Below are 24,887 nucleotides of genomic sequence, written 5' to 3'. Positions count from 1 at the left end.
GGGCTTGGTCTGGTGTTTGTGCGTTTCATGCTGTGGGCATTTGTCGCCTGTTTTTGCTGGTCGAATAGCGCCCGGGCCGAGATTACCTATGAACTGGTGACGACAGACGGCTTTTCACCCTACCTGGTGATCAGTGGCGAATTTGACGAAGAATATGATGTCGAGCAATTGAAGCTTGATTTCGCCGGATACGGCGTAAAAATTGTCTCCTTCAACAGCGATGGCGGGGATATCATGGAGGCGATGAAATTTGGCAGAGCCATCCGCGATCTTGGCCTCAACACCATTCAGGGCGTCGACAATAGCTGCGCTTCTGCCTGTGTTTACGCCTTCATGGGCGGCATTGAGCGAGATGCCGCCGAGGGTTCGCTTGGTGTGCACCGGGGGATTTATTCGACAGATGAAGACGATGCAGATGTCGATACTGCAATTGAATATATGCAGGAAACAACGGGTGAACTGATCGGCTACCTCGATGATATGGGTGCCAATCCTGCATTGTTGCGGATTTCGTTATCCGTCTCACATGATGACGTCCGCTATCTAACGACCAGCGAAATGGAAAAATATCGGATAACAACCCCTCTCCTGTCCGTGCGCGAGGTTATCGATCGGCCGCCGGTGGCATCCACGCCGCTTTTGAAGGCGCAAGAGGAAAAAGCCCGTCGTTTTATGATGAGTTACATCGAAAATCTGGGACGCAACGACAGACCAGGCATGGCGTTCTGGAACAGGGCCTATGCCGGTGTTGTGGACAAGGGCGATATCGAGGCTGACGGAAAGACACTCAAGGCGGATGTGCTGAAAAAGAGACGGCAACTGTCTGCGGAGTGGCCAGTGCGGGCCTACACGCTGAATGAAGGCATATATCACATCATCTGCGAGGACATCTGCGTTTTAGAGTTTTCTGCGGATTGGTTCCAGAAAAATGCTGCCGGTACCAGCTTCCTTTCCGGGGTGACGATGTACAGCGTGTCCTGGAACCCAAGAACAGAAAAAATCACCGGCGAAATGGACGCGCCCCTGTTTGCCGAGCCGGACAGGAGCAGACCGGTTTCGATGCTGAGCCGTTGGGAAAGAATGGCTCTGGATTGCCGTAAGGGCGACAGACAGACGCGGGAGACGAAGTACGACTGTGACCATCACGTCGCGCTGGAGAAGACGCTGAAGTCCAATGGCTGGTGTTACAGGGAAAAGGGGCAGTCAGTTTCACAGTCGCAGTGGTACGCATGCGAGATGCCGTCCATTGAGAAAAAATCTGTCACCTACAAAGCCTGGCACAAGGAAAAGCCGGAGCCTCAGCAACAGGAGGTGGTATCGGTGCCCAAACCCAGGCCGCTTGCCCCACCCCAGGATTTTCTCGAGGTGACCGGAACCAAGGTTGCAGTACACGACAGCAAATTTGACGTTCCAGACCGGGAGGACTTTCCCGCCACGCGCTATACCGGGCAAACCCTGAAGCCGGATTTTCGCGATCGTCTCGCCGATGATAAGGCCGCCCAGACCGCAGTCCGCACGGCCATGTTAAGGCGCCCGAATTTTGCTGGTCAATATTCGCTCGTTGACATCAAGTGTTCGAAAAACTGCTCACCATTTATCGTCGCCGATCACAAATCAGGTATTTTGATCGACCTGCCGGGCAGCAACAAACAGGGTGATGTGAGGGTCGATTACCGTCGCGACAGCCGACTTCTCGCTGTGCAGTCCGTCGATCACCAGTCCAAAAACTGCGTTTTGCAATATTTCACAATTGATGAAGACGCTAACGGCAAGTCCAAATGGACTTCGGTCAAGGACATCACAATCGGCAAACCGGAGCTGTGCAAACACTCCATCGAGAAAAACCTGTCGGAATGAAAGCCCTTGCGGCGCAGCTTGCCAATGAGACCATGGGATTGCCGGTCAGTGCAAGGTTTTCAGGTAGTCCTCAAAACGTTTTCCCTTTTCTGGACGGAAGCGGTCTCCAGTGCGTGTCGCGGTGTCGATACGGTCGACGCGCTCGATGGTGATGTGTTTGCCGATCTGGCTTTTGCCGATAGTCGTAGCCGGGCGGAAGGCATTTGTGCCGGCTGGTTGGGACAGGCCGAGTGTGACGCCTTTCCGGCGCTGATCGAACCCGTCAGCATGGAGTTCGGCACGGTACTCTGAAGAATAACTGGCGTGGGTTGTGATCCGCCCTCGCCTGCATATCGCAAAACAAAGCCGCCCTTGATGTCTCAGGGCGGCTTTGGTTTTCAGGAGATCGCTATCACTTGTTGATGGCCGTGACGGCAAGATTGGTCATCTTGCTGTTGGCTGCTTTTTCCTGGTCGAGAATTTCGCTGAGCAGCACATGTGCTTCTTCATTGCCCAGCACCTTTGCCCATTCACGCAATGAACCGTAACGGGCGATCTCGTAATGTTCGACCGCCTGACAGGCTGCGAGCAGACCGGCATCCAGCGCCACGCCTTTGGCTTCTTCCATGATGCCTTCGGCTTCCTTGATCAGGCCATCGGTCGCATCGCATTTGACGCCTTCTGGCTTTACGTTGATGGTCTTGAACACCTTGTCGAGGGTCTTGATCTGGCCCTTGGTTTCTTCCAGGTGGTGGTCAACCGCTTTTTTGAACTCGGCGCTTTTGACCGCCTTCGACACTTTGGGCAGTGCTTTCGCGATCGCGTTTTCCGCGTAGTAGACGTCTTTCAGGGTGTGCTCGAACAGTTCTGCCAGTGTTTGCATGACTTCCTCCGTTGGGTGATGGGGTATCGGTCTGAATGTGCCGATTTGGAGGCTGGAAAACGTGTCGGCGCCCTATTCGTTCCAGAACCGGATGACGTGATTTGGTTGTGTACGCTGGATTACACCGCGCCGTAACGTAAGGTTACGTAGCGCAAGGAGGCAGTGTGAAATACCTAGAAAGCGGCGTTTTGACTTAAACAACCGTTCACCACCCTGTTTGACGGAATATTTGCGTCCGCTGTGTAAGGTGACGTCAAAACAGGGAAAATAAAAAAATGAAACAACTTGCTGTCACATCGAAAATCATCAAGTCAGTCTATTTCAGCCCTGAAGACGGGCAGCTCCGTATCTGCTTCAAGAACGGTGAAGAGCGCAATTTCCGTGATGTACCGGAAGCTGAAGCCACTGCCATGTGCGCAGCACCGTCTCCCGGCCAGCATTACATCAGCAAAATCAGAACACATTATCCGCGCATCGCGGCCTGATCATTTCAGGCAATCGCTGAAACGCAAAAGGCACGCTCAGGTGTGAACCAGTAAGCGTGCCTTTTGAAGTCATTTGGCGGAAACCGCCTTTCCTCACCGCCTGATATTAGCGGATGCGGATATTGATGGGCGCGCGACCATAACGTGCCGAAATATGCAGGTGTATATTGGCTTCTGGCTGGTTGTTGCGCCATGCGCGTGCACCGTGGCACAGAAGCAGATTGACCAGATCCTTGGTCTTGGCTTTTGATCTATTCAGGCCAACGTCAGCAATACGCATTGCCACCTCATGCAGAGGGTGCAAAACCGAGTTACCTCTTTGTACGGGTGCGGTTGTCATTGCTTCAGAGTAGTTTTCGTTGCTCGCCATTTTTGAACCTCGTTACGCAGAACAAGTCGAGGAAGGCACTGGCATGTCGAGAACAACGTCATGCCAGCAGTTGATAATCATTGAAGGGAAGCCCAGCAGCTGATGCCCTTCTTTTTCAATGCATTGCAGGCATTGACTGCTTTGTTCTGGTCAGTGAACCCGCCGAAGCGTGCACGGTAGACCTGAGCACCATCCTTGCTGAAAGCGACGGTGAAGGGGGTTGCGGAGTTGAGAACGTTGCCACCCTTGTCCTGTGCGTTCTGCAACAGGGCCATGGCGGAGTTCTTGTCCGGAGAAGCACCGATCTGGATAACCCAACCGGAAGCCTGGCGGGTGGAAGACGTGGTAACTTCATCAATATCAACAGCAGCTGCCTGACGGCTCTGGGCAATAGCGGCCGGTGGAACCATTGGTGCCGGTACTGGTGCCTGAGGGCGGGTTGCAGCTTCCATGGCCTGTACGGCGGCACGGGACGATGTCGGTGCGAAGGCACTGGCAACTTCGTTTTCGTAACGGGCCTGTGGCAGCGGGCCGGCATTTGGCAGATCCATACGCGATGCGGCGGATGCAGCCGAAGCGGATGCTACAGCGGTGTTACCAACATCAGCAGATGGTGTGTTGGCAATGAGGTTGCTGTTGGCGCCACGTGATGCCTTTGGCAGGTAGGTCGCAACCAGCTTGCGCATCTGTGCATCACGGCTTGCACCCGATGTACCGCCGATGACAACACCAACGATCGAACGACCATCAATCTGTACCGAGGTTACGAGGTTGAAGCCAGCTGCACGGATGTAACCGGTCTTGATGCCATCAACGCCAGCAACGTTGCCAAGCAGGCGGTTGTGGTTACCGATTGTCTGCTTGCCGAACTGGAAGGAACGCGTTGAAAAGTAATGGTAATATTGTGGGTAATGCTGACGAAGCGCAATGCCAAGGCGAGCCTGGTCACGGGCTGTCGTCATCTGTGCTGTGTTTGGCAGACCGTGGGCGTTGCGGTATGTCGTGCGGGTCATGCCAAGGGCGCGTGCCTTGTTGGTCATCATGCGGGCAAAACGATCTTCCGAACCGCCAATGAACTCACCGAGAGCCGTTGCCATGTCGTTTGCAGAACGTGTGACCAGTGCCTTGATGGCCTGTTCGACGGTGACGGTGCCACCGGCACGAACGCCTAGTTTGGATGGGGGTTCCTTGGATGCATTGGCCGAAACCGGCACTTTGCTATCGAGAGAGATGCGACCTGCACTCAACGCTTCAAACGTCAGGTACAACGTCATCATCTTGGTCAGCGATGCGGGATAACGCAGGCCATCCGGATCATCGCTGTATAAAACCTTGCCGGTTTTCGCATCAATGACGATGCCAGCATATTTGGGATTTGCAGACGCCTGTTGCACAGAGCACGAGGTCGCAAAGACCGAGGCCAGCACAAACATGAAAACCTTAAGGAAAGACATCGAGGAGCCTTTTTCGGACAATACTCTAACCGTTTTTGGCACAGCTAAACTCACTATTTGCATCTTGATGTTCCGCCCGGACACATCCCCCGCCCGACCGTTCAATTTTTGTGACTTTAGTGCCACTGCGTTACCAACTGGTTTATGAAACGTATCTTTGATCGGTAAAATGAAGCTAAAATTCGCCGAAACCGTTAATTCGATTCAGGTTTTTCGCTTTGAATGCGCTGCTGCAGATAGTTAACGATGCCGTCGTCCAATGCCTGCCATTGGTTAAGAAGACTGACCGGGAAACGGTAGAGTACGGTGAGGTCCTGGCCTAACCGCACGTCGCGCTGGCAGTCACCACTGGTGGACGGGCGCTGCGGCGTTGGCATCAGGCAACGCACCACATAATCCGGCAAACCGTCACGTTTTGCGGTCAAAAGCACCTCGTCGCCATAACCGGCGTCCGGTTTGAAGCGGTACAGTTTCAGCCCAAACTTGATGTCCTGCGGCTCACCCTGCACCAGATGCGAATAGATGGCCTCAAACCGGCCGGACATGTCGCGCGACATGGTGCTTTGCGACAGTTGCAGGAAAATAACCCCGGTGCTGTCGGCTTTCGCATCAAACAAGTCCTGGTTTTCTTGCGTGTAACCGGCCAATTGTGGCCAGGTCAGGTACATATCGACCCGTTCAGTCTTGCCAGATTTGCGCTGGGTATCGAATCGAATCGTATTGGCCGCCAGTTTCAAGCGGTCCTGACCGATGGAAATATCAAAATTGTCTGTTGATGTGGTGTGGCCCACCGCCTTGGCGCTTTGCCCGTACCAGCCAACCGCCAGATTGGCGACTGTGGCGGCACCGGCCAGCACGGCAAGAAAGACGACGGACTTCACAAGAAACAGTCCTGAAACCAGCTTCTGTTTTTCCGGCATCCAATCTCCCCTCGCCCTTCGCTGCCTGTCTTACCGTGACGTCTGTGGCCATTTTGAGGGGCGTCAGACTTAAAATCTGCTGCGCCTCGGTTTTCCCCAAAACAGGCAGCGATGTCTCGCGGCGATGTCTTGCGGCGATATCTCGCGGCTATGTCTGATACAAAAACACCCCGTCTATCCTGGGGGATAAACGGGGTGTTTGTTTAGCAAAACATGGGTTCAGACCTTATTCGTCCGATGCTTCCGTCTGGGTGTCGGTACCGTCGACAACTGCATCGGCATCAATTTCCGATTCGACGTCATCTTCACCTTCCGGCTCGCTGATGCGCTCCACGGACACAACCTTTTCATCCTTGGCGGTTGAGAAGATCGTGACACCCTTGGTGGCGCGGCTGGCGATACGGATGCCGTTGACCGGCACGCGGATCAGCTGGCCACCATCGGAGACGAGCATGATCTGGTCGCCGTCTTCAACCGGGAAGGCTGCAACCAGCTCACCGATTTCCGTGGTCTTGGAGGTATCCGTCGCACGGATACCCTTGCCGCCACGACCGGATGTGCGGAAGTCGTAGGAGGAAGAACGCTTGCCGAAGCCCTTTACAGATACCGTCAGCACGAACTGTTCGTGGTTCTTCAGGTATTCGTAACGCTCATCGCTGAGCTGACCTTCTTCGGTAACTTCTTCACCCACCAGCGCAATATCGTCTTCATCGACACCGGCTGCACGGCGCTCAGTCGCGGATCGCTTGAGGTAAGCGGCACGTTCCCAAGGCTCGGCATCCACATGGCCAACAATGGTCATGGAGATGATGCGGTCTTCTGCACCCAGCGAAATGCCACGCACACCAACCGAGTTACGGCCGGCAAACACGCGGACGTCATCGACCGGGAAGCGAATGCACTGGCCAAGCGCCGTGGTCAACAGGACGTCATCGCCCGGCTGGTTGACGACCGGATCGGAGCCACGGCAGGTTTCAACAGACAGGATTTCATCACCGTCCTCTTCCAGCTTCATGGCGATCTTGCCGTTGCGGTTCACCTGCACGAAGTCGGAAAGCTTGTTACGGCGTACCGTTCCGCGTGTGGTGGAGAACATCACATCCAGCGTTTCCCAGGTGGTTTCATCCTCTGGAAGCGGCATGATGGTGGTGATGCGTTCGCCCGGCTGCAGCGGCAACATATTAATGAGTGCCTTGCCCTTGGACTGTGGCGTGCCGACTGGCAGGCGCCAGACCTTTTCCTTATAGACGATGCCACGTGAGGAGAAGAACAGAACAGGGGTATGGGTGTTGGCCACGAACAGACGGTTGACGAAGTCTGCATCGCGCGTTGCCATGCCGGAACGACCCTTGCCGCCGCGACGCTGCGCACGGTAGGTGGTGAGCGGCACACGCTTGATGTAACCAAGGTGCGATACGGTCACGACCATTTCTTCACGGGCGATGAGGTCTTCATCGTCCATGTCAGGACCGCCTTCGACAATCTCACTGCGACGTGGGGTGCCGAATTCGTCACGGATGGCGATCATCTCGTCCTTGACGATCTGCTGGATGCGAACCCGCGATGACAGGATTTCCAGATAATCGCGGATTTCGTCGCCGATCTTGTTCAGCTCGTCGCCGATTTCGTCACGACCAAGAGCCGTCAAACGGGCCAGGCGCAATTCGAGAATGGCGCGGGCCTGTTCTTCCGACAGGTTATAGGTCTTGTCGTCATTGATGCGGTGGCGCGGATCGTCGATCAGACGGATCAGGCTTTCCACATCTGCGGCCGGCCAGCGGCGGGTCATCAGCTCTTCACGGGCAGATGCCGGATCTGGCGCACTGCGGATAACGCGGATAACCTCGTCGATGTTGGCAACGGCAATGGCCATACCAACCAGGACGTGGGCGCGGTCACGGGCCTTGCGCAGCAGGTACTTGGTGCGGCGGCTGACGACGTCTTCGCGGAAGGCCACGAAGGCACGCAGCATATCAAGAAGTGTCAACTGCTCCGGCTTGCCGCCATTCAGCGCCACCATGTTGCAGCCAAACGAGGTCTGCAGCGGCGTGTAGCGGTAAAGCTGGTTGAGGATAACCTCGGCATTGGCGTCGCGCTTCAGCTCGACAACCACGCGGTAGCCCTGACGGTCGGACTCGTCACGAAGGTCGGAAATGCCTTCAATGCGCTTGTCCTTGACCAGTTCGGCCATCTTTTCAATCATCGTTGCCTTGTTCACCTGGTAGGGAACTTCGGTGATGATGATCTGTTCGCGGTCGCCGCGCATCGGCTCGATGGTGGCACGGCCACGCATGATAACCGAACCACGGCCGGTTTCATAAGCGGAGCGAATGCCGGCACGGCCGAGAATGAGCGCACCAGTCGGGAAGTCCGGACCGGGGATGATCTGCATCAGGTCCAACAGATCAATGGCCGGATTGTCCATCAGGGCAATACAGCCGTCGATCACTTCCGACAGGTTGTGCGGCGGAATGTTGGTGGCCATACCCACCGCGATACCACCGGCGCCGTTGACCAGAAGGTTCGGGAACTTGGCGGGAACGACAACAGGCTCTTTCAGCGTGCCGTCATAGTTCTCGCGAAAATCAACCGTTTCCTTATCGAGGTCATCCAGCAGCGCGTGCGCCGACTTCTCCAGGCGGCACTCGGTGTAACGTTCAGCCGCCGGCGGGTCACCGTCGATCGAGCCGAAGTTACCCTGACCGTCGATCAGTGGCAGGCGCAAGGACCAGTCCTGCGCCATACGGGCCAGCGCATCGTAAATGGCCGAGTTGCCGTGCGGATGGAATTTACCCATCACGTCACCGGTTACACGGGCGCATTTTACGTATTTCTTGTTCCAGTCGATGCCGAGTTCCGACATGCCGAAAAGGATGCGGCGATGCACGGGTTTGAGGCCGTCACGCACATCAGGAAGAGCACGGCTAACGATAACGCTCATCGCGTAATCGAGATACGACCGCTGCATTTCTTCCATAATCGAAATCGGTTCGATTCCGGGAGGAAGTTTTCCTCCGCCAGTAGGGCTATGCTCAGTCAAATCAGATCACATTCTATTTTAAGAATCGGATGGATTTTTATAGCGGAAAGAGCCGCATAGCGCCAATTTCACGGAGAGTTTTGAACAACCTTTTGCGGCATTTGCAAGGTGAAAACGCTTTTGTGGCCTCTGGTTGAGAAAATGCGCGACAAGAAGGCGAGAGTCAGGCAGTTTTCGGGGCGAAATTAATGGCATGACGTAACGAAAGGGACACAAAATGGTTAGCGGAGAAACATTGCTCAATGCCTTGACCACCCTTCTCGTTACGCTGGACCCGCCAGGTCTGGCGCCGGTTTTCCTTGGTTTGACGGCTGGCATGACGCGCGCCCAGCGCTCTCAGGTGGCGCTGCGGGGCACGCTGATTGCCTTTGCCATTCTGGCGGTGTTTGCGTTGTTTGGTGCCGCTGTGTTGCAGCTGCTTGGCATCTCGCTTGGTGCCTTCCGCATTGCCGGTGGTCTGCTGCTGTTCTGGATCGCGTTTGAGATGATTTTTGAAAAACGCCAGGAGCGTAAAGAAAAGACCTCGACCATCGCCATCACCAAGGACCACATTCATAATCTGGCGGTGTTTCCGCTGGCCATTCCGCTGATTGCCGGGCCCGGTGCCATTTCCGCAACCGTGCTGATTGCCGGTTCCATGCAGACCTATCTCGACAAGGCCATTCTCTTGGCCGTGCTCGCCTTTACACTGCTGGTAGTCTATCTGGCGCTGGCCATTGCCGACCGCATGGACCGTTTCCTTGGCAATACCGGCCGCGCCATCCTGACCCGCCTGCTCGGTGTTATTCTCGCCGCCCTCTCTGTGCAGTTCGTGGTGGATGGCATCAAGTCAGCCTTCAATCTGGCGTGAACGGCCGCTTTGCGCCAGAAGCGGACATACCTGGATAACGGCCATTATGGGGCTGTTATTTGGTTATGCTCGTTGCAAGCGAGTTTCGACCATCGTTTGCACCATGTCGGCATCACGACGCGGCGGCTCCCCGAAAAGGCGTTTATATTCTCTGCTAAATTGCGACGTACTCTTGTAGCCCACAGCGAACGAGACAGATGCTGCGTCGGCCTCTTTCGAAACCATCCGGCGGCGGGCTTCCTGTAATCGGATATGCTTTTGGTATTGAAGCGGGCTAAGAGCGGTAACGGCCTTGAAGCGCCGGTGGAAAACGGACTCGCTCATGCCAGCAACCGCCGCCATATCCTCAATGCTGAGTTGCTCAGTGTAATGCTGGCGAATCCAACCCATCGCTCGCCGAATGTGGGACAAACGGGAGTCGACACCGGCTATCTGGCGCAACATCTCCGCATGCGGGCTTAGCATCAGCCGAAACATCAATTCATGCTCTAAATGCAGGGCCATTACAGGGATTTCCTTTGGGCGCTCGCAAACTTCTAGCAGCCTTTGCCAAGCGCCGATCAGTTCTGCATTGGCCATGCTGAATGCGAAGCCCGGCTGCATTTGCAGTTCGGGTGTCAACGAAAGGTAGAGCACCACATTCATAATCACGGCGGGATCAAGATTGAGATTGATCGTCAGAAACGGCTTTTCCGGTGATGCCTCTATAATTTGGCCCATGGCGGTGATTTCGGCGGCTACGACCATGGTCTGTCCGGGGCCGTAATCGAACACCTGATCACCAATGATTGTTCTCTTGGTACCTTGCAGCACAATGGACGCCATCGGGTCATAAACCAATGCGCTCAACTCAGTTGGTTGGGTGACACTGAGGATGCTGAGCCGTGGCATGCCGGAGTATTTCACGCCAGCATGGCGTAGCGCCAGAGCGCGGATTTCATCGAGTTTGTCCATGTTTCATCATGGGCGCCTTTGCCTGAAAAGATCAATACCCCGACGGGATCAGGCAATTATTCGAGATCATCAGGCATGGCGAACGTCCTGCGAATGGCCCAGTTTCTTATCACGACAAAAAAGGAAATCGACATGACCACTCCCATCGAACTTGTCTCTGAATTTTGCAATGTCTTCACGACGGATCACGGCAGAACCGCAATCAAGCGCTGGTTCACCCCAAACACTGTTTGGAATAACGTAGGCATTGCGTCCACCACGGGCATGGATGACGCGATTGCGTTCATCGAAGAACTTGAGACGTCCATGGGCATCGCTACGGTTCACATTGAAATGCTCGCGATTGCGGCAGACGGCGACCGCGTGCTTACCGAGCGGCTGGACATTTTCGAACGCGCTGACGGCAGCGAGATCGGCAGGGTGACCCTCATGGGCATCTTTGAAATCGAAGGTGATCGCATTGCCGCTTGGCGCGATTATGCGCACCCGAATTCAATGACGATGACGGCTGCCAGCTAGGCGCTGACTGTTCGCCGCACCCTCACCCTCGGAACGCGTTCGCGGGCACACAGCCAGTCATGTATCTATATGCGTGGTGCATCGATTTCTGCACAGCTTTTGCACCGTGCCATCTCAATAGCTTGGCTGATGCTAAAGTCAGGTGCATCTTGGCGTCCGCTTTCACCCGATAGCGGACGTCGCTCGTTACGGCGTCATTTGGCGCTCAGCCTGATCTGCCGGCACCTCCGCCTGCGCGGCCTGAATGTGCTGGCGCAAAATGGTGACGGCCTCGTCCGTATTGCGGGTGAGATAAGCGCGGTAAAGTCCCTGATAATCCGGCGCATAAAGAATGCAGCTGGCGCGCAGTTTTTCCACCATCATCAGCTGGCCATTGCCGACCGCATGGACCGTTTCCTTGGCAATACCGGCCGCGCCATTCTGACCCGCCTGCTCGGCGTTATTCTGGCCGCCCTTTCCGTGCAGTTCGTGGTGGATGGCATCAAGTCAGCCTTCAATCTGGCGTGAGCGGCCGTTTGGCGCCAGACGCGCCATCCCCTAATACGCGATTAATCGCCCCCGAAGCTGATTGATAGCGCGTTGAAAGACGGTTGGATCATCCATCGCCCTGGATAGAACAATTGCACCTTGGATTGAAAGAACGGCCTCCTCCGCAAGGATGCGTGATTGCTCAGCCTCCATGCCCCGCCGAACAAGCGCTGACTGCAATGCGTCTATCCAAGTTGCGAAATAACCTCTGATAGCTTTGGCGAAGAGGTCACGAGTGTTGGAGACCGCCAAAGCACCGACGAGGCACACGCGCTCACCGGATTTGAAATATCTGTCCGTGGAATCGAGCATTTCACCGATAGCCGCATTGGCATCGCTCCCGTTGCGCAGAGGGGAATATACGGCATCCTCGAACCATCTCTCGATTTCGGCGAGTACAGCCTGAACCATCTCTTCCTTTCCGAGTGGAAAAAAGTGATAGAGGCTGCCCTTGCCGAGACCGGTAGCCTTGCTGATCAAAGCAAGGCTTGCTCCTTCATAGCCATGTTCGCGGAACACTTCGGCCAATGGGGCTATGGTGTCGGACCTTTCCGCGACCATTCGTGCCATTGTTAAAGGCCCAAATCGCTGAGGCTAGCGTGGTCGTCCGGTCGACGGCCAAGAGGCCAACGGAACAAACGATCGCCTTCCGCGATTGGCATTTCGTTGATGCTTGCATGCCTGTGCGCCATCAGACCGTCCTCTGCAAATTCCCAGTTTTCGTTACCGTAAGCGCGGAACCAACGCCCACTGTCGTTACGATATTCATAAGCGTAGCGAACTGCAATGCGGTTGCCAGTGAACGCCCAGAGCTCCTTGATGAGGCGGTACTCGTGCTCCTTGTTCCACTTGCGTGTCAGAAATTCCTGAGCTTCTTGCCGATTTGTCGCGAATTCAACGCGGTTGCGCCAGCGTGTGTCGAGCGTATACGCCAGAGCGACTTTGGCGGCATCGCGGGTGTTCCAACCGTCTTCGGCCAGGCGAACTTTTTCGATAGCACTTTCAAGAGTGAATGGGGGAAGTGGAGGGCGAGACATGACAAAGTCCTTTCCAAGACAACAGATTGTACCTATGAGTAATATCTTTACTGATCGGTACAATGCTCTTCAATGGTTCGTCTGTCAAGTGGATCTTCATTTGCTTTAACGGATGTTCATTCAGTGCCGAGAGCTGGTTTATCGCCGAACTGAACGTCAGGATTTTCATCTATGCCAAGACATTTGGCATGAGGTGTGATGACTGCTTTCGGCCGATAGCGGACTTCGCTCGTTAGGGTGTCATTTGGCGCTCAGCCTGATCTGCCCGCCCCTTCGCTGTGCGTTTAGCGAAGTTGCGTCTGCGCGGCCAGAATATGGTCGCGCAAAATGGCGCAGGCGGTATCGCTATCGCCAGCACGATAGGCGGCAACCAGCCGCTCATGGTCATCCAGCCAGCGGGCGGTTTCCGTTGCCAGTTGCTGATAACCTGTGGCGTGGAGAATGCAGCTGGTGCGCAGCTCCTCTATGAGTGCCAGCTGGCGGTGGCGTCCGGCTGGGGCATATAATGTCTGGTGAAACAGCCAGTCACCGGCCTGCCAGCCGGGACGTCCGGCCTCCAGCGACGATTTTTTCAGCGCGTAGTCTATCTCGACAAGGTCTGCCGCTGTGGCCTGTTTGATGGCACGGGCCAGAAGATCACATTCGAGCATCACCCGCAGATCGAAGATTTCATCCAGGCTGTGGCGTGACAGGCTGACGACGCGTGCACTTTTGCCGGGCAGGACTTCAACGATCTTTTCGCCTGCCAGCATTTGCAGCGCATCGCGCACCGGAATGCGGCTGACGCCATAACGTGCCGCCAGTTCAACCTGCGACAGCACAGCGCCGGCCTCAAATTTTCCGCTGAGGATATCGGCGCGGATGCGGTCTGTCAGGTTCATTGCAGGTTCCTTTGCCAGCGGTGTCAGCGTGGCTTCTTATAATGCGTACACATGTATACAAATGTGCAAAAAATGGATCAAGCGAATGATGTCTGGATATTGCTCTGCTCATCATCATCATCATCGCCGTTGCGCAGGGACAGGCTTTCGTGGAAAGAGTTGATCATGTCGCGAACCAGCCGCCTGTTTGAAATGCTCAGCGTTCTGCGCGCCAAACGCACGCCGGTGACTGCGCAGGACCTGGCAGACGAGCTTGGTGTTTCGCAGCGCAGTGTTTACCGCGACATTGAAACCTTGCGGCTGCTGGGTGCGCCCTTGGATGGGCAGGCTGGCGTTGGTTTTCTGCTGAAGGACGGTTTCTTTCTTCCGCATTTTGCGTTTTCAGCCGACGAGCTGGACGCCATACGGCTGGGGCTGGAATGGGTGCAGCAACGCGCCGACCCTGCCCTTGTGCAAAGTGGCGAAAGCGCCATGGCCAAGATATTGTCGGCGCGCAGTGACAAGGCGGCATCAAGCGCCACAGCAGTGCCGTTGATGATACCGGCGACCGCTTCCGAGCGCACGGACCCGACCCATGTTGCGGCAATGCGTGACGCGATCCGCCGGCAGATGAAGATGTGCATTGATTACAGGGATGCTGAGGGCAGTGTCACGCAGCGAACCATCTGGCCAATTGCGCTGGTTTATTTTGATGATGTGCGCATTCTGGCTGCCTGGTGCGAACATCGCGCCGGCTTTCGCCACTTCCGCGTGGACCGGGTTAGCGCCGCGTCTGTGTTGAACGAACGGTACCCGGAGCGCCGTCCCGTGCTGATAAAACGCTGGCGCGAGCAGGATCGCGATTGGCGCTCGCTGCTGACAGTTTCTGACAAACAGCCACGGTAAACCTGATGTTGAACCCACGCACGGTGTCACATCAAAGGAATAGCCATGGTTACGATCAATCAAACCGCCCTCACCGACTTTCTCTCCGCCAAGGATGATACCCCCATCGTCATGTTGAACCTTCTGCGCTTTGAGCCCAATGGCGGACGGCAGCGGCATTTCGAATATCTTGAGATGGCAGCACCCATTCTGGCGCGCTTTGGCGCCAAGATATTGTTTCGTGGTGATGGCCTGCCGGTGCTGACCGATGGCGACGTAAAAATGTGGGATGCGGTGTTGCTGGTGCAATATCCAAGCCGTGCCGCCTTCATGGCGATGGTGGAAGACCCGGACTATCAGGTGGCGTTTCAGGTTGGCAAATCAGCCCTTGCAGACATCGTGCTGCAGCCGCTGAAGCAGACCGAGATTCCTGGCTGAAAGCAGTTCGAGGGGTGCCGCGCAGATCGTGGCGACCGATCTGCGCCTGCCCACCCTTGATATCGCAGATTTTTTACCCTTGATGGCTCAAAGCGCTTCAGGATAGGTTTGCGTCCAATAGGACCGCTTATTGTGTGGGAAACTGCCTGACGCAGCGCCACGTCTTTCAAATCCGTTCGAAATCGATTGTGAGTAGATATGACGTTTGAAGAAAGCCTCGATTTTCTAGAAACCTATGAGCCAGACGATTTCCGATCGCTAAAAACTGCCCAGGAAAACTGGAAATCACTGATCGGCGAAGATCGTGGCAACGTTGAACGACTGTACGATATCTACTTTGCGACGATCAAAGCGTTCCTCGGTGAAAAGGACGCTTTGGCCCTTAGCGGTGTGAAAGCCTATAATTTCATTCTTGCATTTTCCGGCACGACAACTGTCGCCAGCCATGGCGGCAAGGAAGAAGCGTGGCGCATTTTGAGCGCGCGGCACACCCAACATCTCGACCTTCTCAAGCGCGCGATCGAACGACCCAATAGTGTGGTCAGCGAGAAATTCAGCCGGACACGAACGGGAACCTGGGCGGATATCGTGACATCGATGCTCGACCTTTATTATTGGCACAAGCCTTACAGCAACCACGACGAAACGTTGCGAAGCGAAGCAGCCATGCTGGTGCCCGCGATCTACCGGGCGTACCCGCACCATAAGAGTTTTCTGCTGCCCGACCATCTGATGCTGCACCCAGATGCAGTCCGCGAGGCGGGTGAGTTGATCCGGTTCTACATCCTGGAAAAAGGCCAGCAGGAAGCGCCTCTGCTGGTGGACCTTGCTTACGATATGTTCGGGTTCCACAGCGACAAACGCAAGCCGGCCCACGCCCAATCCTCGGCAATCCTGCAGCACGCTCTCAGCGACGCATCGTCCTGGACGGAGCAACAGCTCAAACAGTTCCTGGAGGAGGTCATCCTCACGCCTCTGGATATCCAGACATATTCTCGCCAAGAGGCTGAAGCTCTCCAGCAATCGAACATCGCCAATTACGAACGTCTGCTGCGGAAAAATAAATATGAAAGCCATCTCGGCACGTCAGCCCAAACCTACCGCGAACGCGACGAAAAAACCCTTCAGGCGCATCGCGCAACCCTGACTTTGATCCAGAGTGATTTCGACGCCTGGAACAGGAAACGTCGCGACAAGGCAGTGCAACGGCTCGCCGTTTCCGCAACAACCCGCAAGGCGTTCAAGGTTGCCAAAACGAAGCTCCCTGCCCCTTATGCCGCACGCATCGGCGCGCTTCTCAAAGAGGCTGCGGACTATTCAAGCCGGCCGAAACTCTATCCCCCTCACAAGCCATCGGACAATCGGTTCAAGGACTTTGGCTTGAAGCTGTTGGTCATCGAAGAACTGATGTACCGGCAGAAAGTGCTCCAGCCGCAATTCGATATCCACCTGTTTGCCAAGGAATATGAGAAGCGGGAGATTTCCGTCGAGATCGACGGATACGAGATCATCCCGGAGGTCGAGACCTACTTCAAAAATCTGCCCATATCGGACGAGCTGCTGGCCAAGGTCGTAACGCTGCATCAATCCAGCGGATTGGACGGTGGTTCCGAGTTTATCTATCACCTCTACCCCTTCTGGGACCCCGGTAGTGGCGATGAAGCCATTCCCGTCAGCAACAAGGCGATTACTGACCTTGAGCTTTTGCCAAACCTGAAATCGATCAGTGGGCTGGAAAACAGCAAGCCCACCCCAAAGCTGCTGAAGGCGCTTGCTGCGCGCGACATCAAGGTTTCCACTGAGGAGTAGCGCCTGCTCTGGCGTGCTTTGGCTGGTGCAATATCTTGGCCGCGCCGCCTTTATGGCGATGGTGGAAGACCCGGATTATCAGATGGCGTTTCAAGGGTGGAAAATCAGCCCTCGCGGATATCCCGCGGCAGTCACTGAAACAGACGGTTCCCGGGTCGAGTATTCCAAATGCCACGTAGATGGCGGCCGTAGATCTCGCGGTTGCGCGCCTTGCGGCCGCAGACTGGTGCCGGGCCGACTGGTGTTCCAACCTGTGTCAAGCCACTTCGGCTGCTTCGCGCCAACTGCGGTCATTGTGCCTTGGCGGAAATCACCTTCGTAACACGGATAATCGCGAATCTGGGCGTGCTGGATGTTGTTGAAGGTGGCCTACGGTTGGTCGAACTTGCAGATTGGGTCTCCAAAGAGGAGCTTCATGCCGCGACCGACGCCACCATCATCGGTAGAAAGTCACAAGGTCGGGTGGATCAGTTACCGTCTGCCCGTCCCCGGTCCGTCGAGTATTTCTGTCGAAACTTTCGGATAGATACTTTTGAGAGTAGTAAAACGAGACGTTAGCTGTCTATTTTCGCTTGGAAGTGGTAAGTCAAGACTCCGTCATTTGGATTCGCTCCTCTCCAGTTGCAGCATGGACCACGATTCGAAGTTCAAAATAGCCATCCCGCTAGACAAGAGCCGCTCCGACTTTCGGGAAGTCAAAGGCCGTCTTCTTGAATCGCTTGTCGGGCGTTTCCTCACCTATCAGAGCTACGTTGTCAAAGAGCGTGTTCGTGATGTGGGTAGCGAAATAGACCTCAAATGCCTTAACCGGCTTTCTGGCGACAACGCGATTGTCGAATGCAAGGCGCGCACGGAAACTGTCCAAACCGACGCGGTTAACAAGCTCCACAGTGATGTCAGTCTTGAAGATGCCGACCATGGCTGGATTTTTTCGATATCCGAAATCGGGAAGGAAGCTCAGGCGAGACTGGACAAATTCAACGCAAAAGCTGGGAAGAACGTTTTCAAATTCTTCCCGCCGCATGAACTGGTGACACTTCTAGTCGACGCCAAGGGTTTCGAACTTCCGGCGTTGCCGGGCAGCAATGGGGCCACCGAGGTTTTCCTTTGCTTGTTGGAGGGACGAGAGATTTGGGCTGTCCCGATGTGGACACCTAACAGGGAACTCAAGGGTCTTCTGGCTTGGGGCGCTAGTGACGGGTCTCCGATGAAACCAAGAGACTTGCCGGAACTAGCCAACACGGATTTTCCGTATCCCGAGGCGATCTGGCTAGACCACAAGCACGTGGAAGGACCTCCAAGCAAAGATGTACAGCCCGTCGTCGAAGTTATCCCCGGCGAAGAATGGAGCGATTATCGCCCATCGCGACCTGTAGACTTCGTGGGTCGAGAGGGACTGATCTACGAGATACGGGATTTCTTTGATCGCATCCGGAAAGGTAAGACCTCGTCGAGGCTTTTCGGCATCAAGGGGCAGTCTGGTTGGGGAAAGAGCAGCCTCGCGCTGAAGCTTGCCGACGAACTACGGAAGGATAAGATTTTTATTCTCCCGGTCGATTGCCGAGCTGCGAAGACTTCGTACTACGCCGATCTGGCAATGTTGCGGGCATTGCAGGCCGCCGAGCAGTATATATCGCCCGGGCCGCTGTTCCGCAGCACTCCGAAGATCGAGACGAACCCGTTCAACGATCCGGCAGTGCAGGAACTTCTGGCGCAGGCCCAGTCGCAGAACGCGGTAGTCTGCCTGATCTTCGATCAGTTCGAGGAAATCATCCATCGCTCCGAGCTCAGCGCGGCATTCAGCCGTATGCGGGACTTGGCACTGGCAGCGGATGAAGCGCGAGCGCCTTTCGCTATCGGCTTTTCCTGGAAAACGGATGGTACCGTCGGCTCCGATTATCCCGGATATCACCTGTGGCACTCGCTGTCGGATCGTCGAAAGGATTTCGTGGTCGACAGGTTCGCACGTGAGGATGCGGATGGCTTTATCGTACTTGCACAACGCGAGTCGAAGCAGGCCCTGAAATACAACATTTCGAAGTTCATCGTCGAAAACTACGCGGGCTACCCGTGGCTCCTAAAAAAGTTGGTGCGCCATTATATCGAAGATGCCAAGGCCGGCCGTGATCCGGGACCGTTGGGATCGCTCCCGAGCCTTGAGACGCTCTTCAACAACGATCTCCAGGAACTGTCGCAGGCCCAGACCCGGGCTATCCGTTTCATTGCCCAGAACTCTCCTGTCGAATACGGAGCTACGGCGGACAAGTACGGTGCTGACAACGTCGCGTCGCTTGTGAACCAGCGGCTCGTCATCAATACAGGTGGCAAGCTAAACCTCTACTGGGACATTTTCCGGGACTACATTCTCTATAACGAGGTGCCTCAGCTTCCGAACACATACATCCCGACGATCTCGGTCCGTCGAATTAGGGGCATTCTTAAAACTGTGCTCGGAGCGGACCGGCTCGACTACGAGCACTTCGCTGCAAGCTTGAATCTCAGTCTCACGACGACCGACAACGCCGTCCGCGACCTGGTCAACATGGGTATCGTCAAATCGAACCGTCTGGAGCAATATTTCGAAAGAGCTTTTGAGAACTCGGCGGCGGCGACGGCCAAGATCATCGAATTCCTGCTGAGCAATTGCATCTTCATCAAGGCCCGAGAGCTCATTGCCGCGCAGGGAGGGGCAACCTTCGCGGAAATCTGCACGGCGTCCGCACCGGAGTACGCCTTCCTTTCCATCGATGAGCAGACGTTGCAGCAGTACAATCGCCGTATCCTGGCGTATTGCTGGCACTTCGGTCTCCTGTCGAAAAACGGGATGCATTTCGTTCTCGGCGTCCCCGTTTTCGACATCATGGAATCCGCCGAGCGAGTGGCGAACATCAGCGAAGTCGATATTTTCCGGGCGGCTGCACCGCCGGAGCGCGTGATCGAACTTGTTGATCAGGTCAGGGGCGGTGTCTGCAAAACCAAGAAGGAAGCGGAGAGCCAAGGTCTTCGCAACGCGGTCTTCGCTGCAAGCACCCTTGGACTGATCGTTCAGCAGAATGGCGAGATAAGCATCGCAGATCATGTGAAGGACGACATGCCGACGTCAATGCTTGTGCGGCAGGCCCTCGTGCAAATCGAGCCCTTTAAAAGCAGTCTGGCCGAAATAGAATATCCCGGCCTTCCAGCCAGCGAGCTCGGCGCCATCATTGCCGATCTCTACGGCCTGAACTGGTCTACGGGGTCGTGCGAGCGTCACGGCTCGGCAATCAAGCGCTGGACGTCCTGGATGGCTCAGTAAGGGATTAGTCGCAATCTAGTAGTACACGTGCGGAGCGCGTGACGTCCTACCGCCCGCACGGGTAGTATCCGAGCCCCGGCCAGTTTCTTGAACTCCGGTAGTACGTCGAAGAGATCGGCCACGTGGCCGTTGTTTGTGCCTGGGTCGGTACCTGTGTGCTAGACGGAACCGCCAAACCATACGGCGACGGCACTTCGGCCATATGGGTGCCAATGGGCGTTTCCTGAGAGTTTTCACACCGATTTATCCTTGTCACTGCAAGGTGCCACAATCCCATAAGTCACCGACCACGCTAGGCACACTACTTGTCAGCAGCATTTGCATGGCCTTTTTCAATGTGTATACATGTATACGAATTTGAAGAAAAAGGATCGCCCCATGGCACATGACTATACATCCACCATCATCTGGACCGGCAATCGCGGCAATGGCACCAGCAGTTATCGCGCCTATGACCGCACCTGGGATGTGGCTGTGCCTGGCAAGGCGGTCATTCATTGTTCCAATGATCCGTTGCTGGGTGGCGACCCCACCAAGATGAACCCGGAAGACCTGCTGCTTTCGGCATTATCGGCCTGCCACATGTTGTGGTACCTGCACTACGCCTCCGAGGCCAAAGTGGTGGTGACGGCCTATGAGGACAGCCCTGTTGGCACTGGTGAAGTGGAAAAAAGCGGTGCCGGGCGTTTTACTGCAGCCATTTTGCGGCCCCGCATTACCGTGCTTGATGGTACCGATATCGAGGTCGCGACTGCCATTCACCACCGCATTCACGAGGTGTGTTTCATCGCCCGATCGGTGAATTTTCCGGTGACCTGCGAGCCGACATTTGAGTTTGTGGCCAAGCCTGAAAGCTGAGGTTGCACAGGCTGTTCAGGCAATAAAAAAGCCCGGAAGCGTTTGCTGGCCGGGCTTTTTTATAGGGATTAATTGGTCGATCAGAACGGGATATCGTCGTCCATGTCGTTGGAGAAGCCGCCCGCAGGCTGGCCGCCGCGTGCACCACCACCGCCGCCGCTGCGTGCTGGCTGCTGGTCGTAACCACCGCCATAACCGCCACCGGAGGAGCCGCCGCCGTAATCATTGCCGCCGCCGCCAAAGTCGCCGCCACGGCTGCCGCCGCCACCGCCTTCACCGCGACCATCCAGCATGGTCAGCGTGGAGCCGAAGCCCTGCAGCACTACTTCAGTGGAGTAACGGTCATTGCCCGTCTGGTCCTGCCACTTGCGGGTCTGCAGCGCGCCTTCGATGTAGAGCTTGGCGCCCTTCTTGACGTATTGTTCAATAACCTTGCAAAGACCTTCGTTGAATACGACAACCGTGTGCCATTCGGTCTTTTCTTTGCGCTCGCCGCTGTTGCGGTCACGCCAGGTTTCGGAGGTGGCAATACGAAGATTGGCAATTGGGCGTCCGTCCTGGGTGCGGCGAATTTCCGGGTCCGCCCCAACATTACCGATCAAAATTACCTTGTTTACACTGCCTGCCATCTCGTTATCCTTGCTCCGTGCATTTTGCCCGGAAAACTTTCTTTTCTAAAACTGGTGAGATCATAGACCATAGAGGTGGCCAATGGGCACCTTTACCGCCACACAATCCACAAGGAATGTTTGCATACAATTCACCGGGATTGCTTTCACGTCAAGTTTGTTCTTTCTTTGTTCCAATAAATCTCTATTATCCAGCGGAACAGAATCGAAAAGCAGCTATTCCATACGATTAAACTCGACACCGGGCTTGGCCGCACTACATAAGTGCCCGACCCTGCCCGCCAACATATATTCCGAGCCTTGTCATGAGCGAATTGAAGACGATTTCCATCCGTGGTGCACGAGAACATAACCTGAAAGGGATTGATCTCGACCTGCCGCGCAACAAGCTGATCGTGATGACGGGACTGTCCGGCTCCGGAAAATCATCGCTGGCATTCGACACCATCTATGCCGAGGGGCAGCGCCGCTACGTGGAAAGCCTGTCGGCCTATGCGCGCCAGTTTCTGGAAATGATGCAGAAACCGGATGTCGACCAGATCGAGGGTCTGTCGCCGGCCATTTCCATCGAGCAGAAAACCACCTCGCGCAACCCGCGCTCGACGGTGGGCACCGTAACTGAAATCTACGACTATATGCGCCTGCTGTTTGCGCGTGTGGGCGTGCCCTATTCGCCGGCCACCGGCCTGCCGATTGAAAGCCAGACGGTGAGCCAGATGGTGGACCGTATTCTGGCGTTTGAGGAAGGCACCCGTCTTTATATTCTGGCGCCAATCGTGCGCGGCCGTAAAGGCGAATATAAAAAGGAAATGGCCGAGCTGCAGAAAAAGGGTTTTCAGCGCGTCAAGGTCGATGGCCAGTTCTATGAAATTGCCGACGTGCCGGCGCTGGACAAGAAATACAAACACGACATTGACGTGGTGGTGGATCGTGCGGTGGTGCGCGCCGATATGGCAAGCCGTCTGGCAGACAGCCTTGAGACATGTCTGCGGCTGGCCGATGGTTTGGCGATTGCCGAATTTGCCGACAAGCCGCTGCCAGCTGAGGAAACATCGGCCGGTGGTTCTGCCAACAAATCCCTGAACGAGACCCATGAGCGGGTGCTGTTTTCGGAAAAATTTGCCTGCCCTGTCTCCGGTTTTACCATTCCGGAAATCGAGCCGCGGCTGTTTTCCTTCAACAACCCGTTTGGTGCCTGCCCAACCTGCGACGGCCTTGGTTCGCAGCAGAAGGTGGATGAAAACCTGATCGTGCCGGAACCAAACCGCACGCTCAAAGACGGCGCGATTGCCCCTTGGGCAAAATCGACCTCACCTTATTATAACCAGACGCTGGAAGCGCTGGGCAAAGCCTTCGGTTTCAAGCTGTCCAGCCGCTGGTCGGACCTGTCGTCGGCGGCCAAGGGCGCCATTTTGCAGGGCACCGAAGACAAGATCGAATTCCAGTATGAAGATGGCGCACGCTCCTACAAGACCGTGAAGAATTTCGAAGGCATCGTGCCGAACCTCGAGCGCCGCTGGAAGGAAACCGACAGCGCATGGGCGCGTGAGGATATCGAGCGTTACATGTCGGCTGCGCCCTGCCCGGCCTGCGCCGGTTACCGCCTGAAGCCGGAAGCGCTGGCGGTGAAAATCAACAAGCTGCATATTGGCGAAGTCACGCAGATGTCGATCCGCACGGCGCGCGACTGGTTTGACGTTCTGCCTGAGACGCTGAGCGCCAAGCAGAATGAAATTGCCGTGCGCATTCTCAAGGAAATCCGCGAACGTCTGCGCTTCCTCAATGATGTGGGCTTGGATTACCTCAGCCTTTCGCGCAATTCCGGCACGCTATCGGGAGGTGAAAGCCAGCGTATTCGCCTGGCCTCGCAGATCGGTTCGGGCCTGACGGGTGTGCTTTACGTGCTGGATGAGCCATCGATTGGTCTGCACCAGCGCGACAATGCCCGCCTGCTGGACACGTTGCAGCACCTGCGCGACATCGGCAACACGGTGATTGTGGTGGAGCATGATGAAGATGCCATCATGACCGCTGATTATGTGGTCGATATTGGCCCGGCCGCCGGTATTCACGGTGGTGAGGTCATTGCCCAGGGCAGCCCTGAAGCCGTGATGAACAATCCCAATTCACTGACCGGTAAATATCTGTCTGGCGAAATGGGCGTGCCGGTGCCGGCGGAACGCCGCAAGCCGAAAAAGGGCAAGGAAATCAAGGTGGTTGGCGCACGCGGCAACAACCTGAAAAACGTCACGGCCTCCGTGCCGCTTGGCGTGTTTACCGCGGTCACCGGTGTGTCTGGCGGTGGCAAGTCCACCTTCCTGATCGAGACGTTGTACAAGTCTGCGGCACGCCGCGTGATGGGTGCGCGCGAAATTCCGGCCGAACATGACCGTATCGATGGCCTGGAATTCATCGACAAGGTGATCGATATCGACCAGTCGCCGATTGGCCGCACACCACGCTCCAACCCGGCCACCTATACCGGTGCGTTTACGCCGATCCGTGACTGGTTTGCCGGTCTGCCGGAGGCCAAGGCGCGCGGTTACCAGCCGGGCCGTTTTTCGTTCAACGTCAAGGGTGGTCGCTGCGAGGCCTGCCAGGGCGACGGCGTCATCAAGATTGAAATGCACTTCCTGCCCGACGTTTATGTGACCTGCGACGTCTGCCACGGCAAACGTTATAACCGCGAAACGCTCGATGTGACCTTCAAGGGCAAGTCGATTGCCGACGTGCTGGACATGACGGTTGAGGAAGGTGTCGAGTTCTTCTCGGCGGTTCCGGCGGTGCGTGACAAGCTGCAGTCGCTGTTTGATGTGGGCCTTGGTTACATCAAGGTCGGCCAGCAGGCCAACACGCTGTCTGGCGGTGAAGCGCAGCGCGTGAAACTGGCCAAGGAGCTGTCGAAACGCTCCACCGGCCGCACGCTTTATATTCTCGACGAGCCGACCACCGGCCTGCACTTCCACGACGTCGCCAAGCTGCTGGAAATGCTGCATGAGCTGGTCAATCAGGGCAACTCCGTGGTGGTTATCGAGCACAATCTCGAGGTCATCAAAACCGCTGACTGGGTGATCGACATCGGCCCTGAGGGCGGTACCGGAGGCGGTGAAGTGGTTGCAACCGGCACGCCGGAAACCATTGTCAAGGAAGAGCGCTCCTATACCGGCCACTTCCTGAAGGAGCTTCTGGAACGCAGACCGGGCAAAACCCGGGTGGCGGCAGAATAAGGGGAATTGT

21 protein-coding genes and 1 pseudogene are annotated in these 24,887 nt (G+C 55.8%); 12 read left to right on the top strand and 10 right to left on the bottom strand.

Annotation, left to right across the window (positions count from 1 at the left end; genetic code table 11):
- Positions 1-12 precede the first annotated feature (12 nt).
- Positions 13-1,857, top strand: a complete 1,845-nt coding sequence (locus HGO37_RS23010; protein WP_250985411.1) for a COG3904 family protein — start codon at positions 13-15, stop codon at positions 1,855-1,857.
- A gap of 48 nt (positions 1,858-1,905) precedes the next feature.
- Complete coding sequence (locus tag HGO37_RS23005) at positions 1,906-2,148, top strand: hypothetical protein (RefSeq protein WP_250985410.1); 243 nt, start codon at positions 1,906-1,908, stop codon at positions 2,146-2,148.
- Between the two features lie 100 nt (positions 2,149-2,248).
- Here HGO37_RS23005 and HGO37_RS23000 read toward each other — a convergent pair whose 3' ends face one another.
- Positions 2,249-2,719, bottom strand: a complete 471-nt coding sequence (locus tag HGO37_RS23000) for a YciE/YciF ferroxidase family protein (RefSeq protein ID WP_192491071.1) — start codon at positions 2,717-2,719, stop codon at positions 2,249-2,251.
- 275 nt (positions 2,720-2,994) lie between these two features.
- Here HGO37_RS23000 and HGO37_RS22995 point away from each other — a divergent pair, with 275 nt between their 5' ends.
- A complete protein-coding gene (locus HGO37_RS22995) occupies positions 2,995-3,204 on the top strand; it encodes a KTSC domain-containing protein (protein ID WP_192491072.1) in 210 nt (69 codons plus the stop codon).
- Between the two features lie 106 nt (positions 3,205-3,310).
- On the opposite strand, the gene HGO37_RS22990 is transcribed toward HGO37_RS22995, so the two are convergent.
- The 4 genes from HGO37_RS22990 to gyrA all read right to left on the bottom strand — a co-directional run bounded on the left by HGO37_RS22990 (position 3,311) and on the right by gyrA (position 8,988).
- Entirely contained in the window at positions 3,311-3,574 is a 264-nt protein-coding gene (locus tag HGO37_RS22990; RefSeq protein ID WP_192491073.1) for a hypothetical protein, read from the bottom strand.
- Between the two features lie 77 nt (positions 3,575-3,651).
- The gene (locus HGO37_RS22985; RefSeq protein ID WP_409515531.1) at positions 3,652-5,028 is read right to left on the bottom strand and encodes an SPOR domain-containing protein; all 1,377 of its coding nucleotides are present in this window, start codon (positions 5,026-5,028) and stop codon (positions 3,652-3,654) included.
- Between the two features lie 194 nt (positions 5,029-5,222).
- Positions 5,223-5,948 carry a hypothetical protein gene (locus HGO37_RS22980; protein ID WP_250985408.1) on the bottom strand — a complete coding sequence of 242 codons (726 nt, stop codon included), beginning with the start codon at positions 5,946-5,948 and terminating at the stop codon, positions 5,223-5,225.
- Positions 5,949-6,174: 226 nt separating this feature from the next.
- Complete coding sequence (gene gyrA / locus HGO37_RS22975; protein ID WP_250985407.1) at positions 6,175-8,988, bottom strand: DNA gyrase subunit A; 2,814 nt, start codon at positions 8,986-8,988, stop codon at positions 6,175-6,177.
- Positions 8,989-9,205: 217 nt separating this feature from the next.
- Here gyrA and HGO37_RS22970 point away from each other — a divergent pair, with 217 nt between their 5' ends.
- Positions 9,206-9,838, top strand: a complete 633-nt coding sequence (locus HGO37_RS22970; RefSeq protein WP_192491077.1) for a MarC family protein — start codon at positions 9,206-9,208, stop codon at positions 9,836-9,838.
- 63 nt (positions 9,839-9,901) lie between these two features.
- On the opposite strand, the gene HGO37_RS22965 is transcribed toward HGO37_RS22970, so the two are convergent.
- Positions 9,902-10,792: an AraC family transcriptional regulator gene (locus HGO37_RS22965; RefSeq protein ID WP_250985406.1), complete on the bottom strand. Its 891-nt coding sequence runs from the start codon at positions 10,790-10,792 to the stop codon at positions 9,902-9,904.
- Positions 10,793-10,924: 132 nt separating this feature from the next.
- Here HGO37_RS22965 and HGO37_RS22960 point away from each other — a divergent pair, with 132 nt between their 5' ends.
- Both HGO37_RS22960 and HGO37_RS22955 read left to right on the top strand, forming a co-directional pair.
- Entirely contained in the window at positions 10,925-11,311 is a 387-nt protein-coding gene (locus HGO37_RS22960; RefSeq protein ID WP_250985405.1) for a limonene-1,2-epoxide hydrolase family protein, read from the top strand.
- Between the two features lie 366 nt (positions 11,312-11,677).
- Positions 11,678-11,818, top strand: a pseudogene (locus HGO37_RS22955) (MarC family protein); the annotation flags it as partial.
- A 30-nt stretch (positions 11,819-11,848) separates the two neighbouring features.
- On the opposite strand, the gene HGO37_RS22950 reads toward HGO37_RS22955, so the two are convergent.
- The 3 genes from HGO37_RS22950 to HGO37_RS22940 form a co-directional block, all read right to left on the bottom strand.
- Positions 11,849-12,409: a TetR/AcrR family transcriptional regulator gene (locus HGO37_RS22950; protein WP_250985404.1), complete on the bottom strand. Its 561-nt coding sequence runs from the start codon at positions 12,407-12,409 to the stop codon at positions 11,849-11,851.
- A 2-nt stretch (positions 12,410-12,411) separates the two neighbouring features.
- The gene (locus tag HGO37_RS22945) at positions 12,412-12,876 is read right to left on the bottom strand and encodes a nuclear transport factor 2 family protein (RefSeq protein WP_250985403.1); all 465 of its coding nucleotides are present in this window, start codon (positions 12,874-12,876) and stop codon (positions 12,412-12,414) included.
- Positions 12,877-13,160: 284 nt separating this feature from the next.
- Positions 13,161-13,757, bottom strand: a complete 597-nt coding sequence (locus HGO37_RS22940) for a GntR family transcriptional regulator (RefSeq protein WP_250985402.1) — start codon at positions 13,755-13,757, stop codon at positions 13,161-13,163.
- Between the two features lie 165 nt (positions 13,758-13,922).
- Between HGO37_RS22940 and HGO37_RS22935 the strand changes: the two genes are divergently transcribed.
- The 5 genes from HGO37_RS22935 (at position 13,923) to HGO37_RS22915 (ending at position 21,021) form a co-directional block, all read left to right on the top strand.
- A complete protein-coding gene (locus tag HGO37_RS22935) occupies positions 13,923-14,642 on the top strand; it encodes a helix-turn-helix transcriptional regulator (RefSeq protein WP_250985401.1) in 720 nt (239 codons plus the stop codon).
- 45 nt (positions 14,643-14,687) lie between these two features.
- Positions 14,688-15,059: a DUF1330 domain-containing protein gene (locus HGO37_RS22930; protein WP_250985400.1), complete on the top strand. Its 372-nt coding sequence runs from the start codon at positions 14,688-14,690 to the stop codon at positions 15,057-15,059.
- A 198-nt stretch (positions 15,060-15,257) separates the two neighbouring features.
- Positions 15,258-16,868 carry a DUF6892 domain-containing protein gene (locus HGO37_RS22925; RefSeq protein WP_250985399.1) on the top strand — a complete coding sequence of 537 codons (1,611 nt, stop codon included), beginning with the start codon at positions 15,258-15,260 and terminating at the stop codon, positions 16,866-16,868.
- Between the two features lie 628 nt (positions 16,869-17,496).
- Positions 17,497-20,163, top strand: a complete 2,667-nt coding sequence (locus tag HGO37_RS22920) for an ATP-binding protein (protein ID WP_250985398.1) — start codon at positions 17,497-17,499, stop codon at positions 20,161-20,163.
- 378 nt (positions 20,164-20,541) lie between these two features.
- Positions 20,542-21,021, top strand: a complete 480-nt coding sequence (locus HGO37_RS22915) for an OsmC family protein (protein ID WP_250985397.1) — start codon at positions 20,542-20,544, stop codon at positions 21,019-21,021.
- A gap of 80 nt (positions 21,022-21,101) precedes the next feature.
- On the opposite strand, the gene HGO37_RS22910 is transcribed toward HGO37_RS22915, so the two are convergent.
- A complete protein-coding gene (locus HGO37_RS22910) occupies positions 21,102-21,650 on the bottom strand; it encodes a single-stranded DNA-binding protein (protein ID WP_192491087.1) in 549 nt (182 codons plus the stop codon).
- A gap of 305 nt (positions 21,651-21,955) precedes the next feature.
- Here HGO37_RS22910 and uvrA point away from each other — a divergent pair, with 305 nt between their 5' ends.
- Positions 21,956-24,877, top strand: a complete 2,922-nt coding sequence (gene uvrA / locus HGO37_RS22905) for an excinuclease ABC subunit UvrA (protein ID WP_250985396.1) — start codon at positions 21,956-21,958, stop codon at positions 24,875-24,877.
- Positions 24,878-24,887: the final 10 nt, after the last annotated feature.

Origin of the sequence: Rhizobium sp. CG4 (assembly GCF_023701965.1) — a bacterium.
In the GTDB taxonomy this organism is placed as follows: Bacteria; Pseudomonadota; Alphaproteobacteria; order Rhizobiales; family Rhizobiaceae; genus Agrobacterium.
This window is presented reverse-complemented; position numbering and strand designations above follow the sequence as displayed.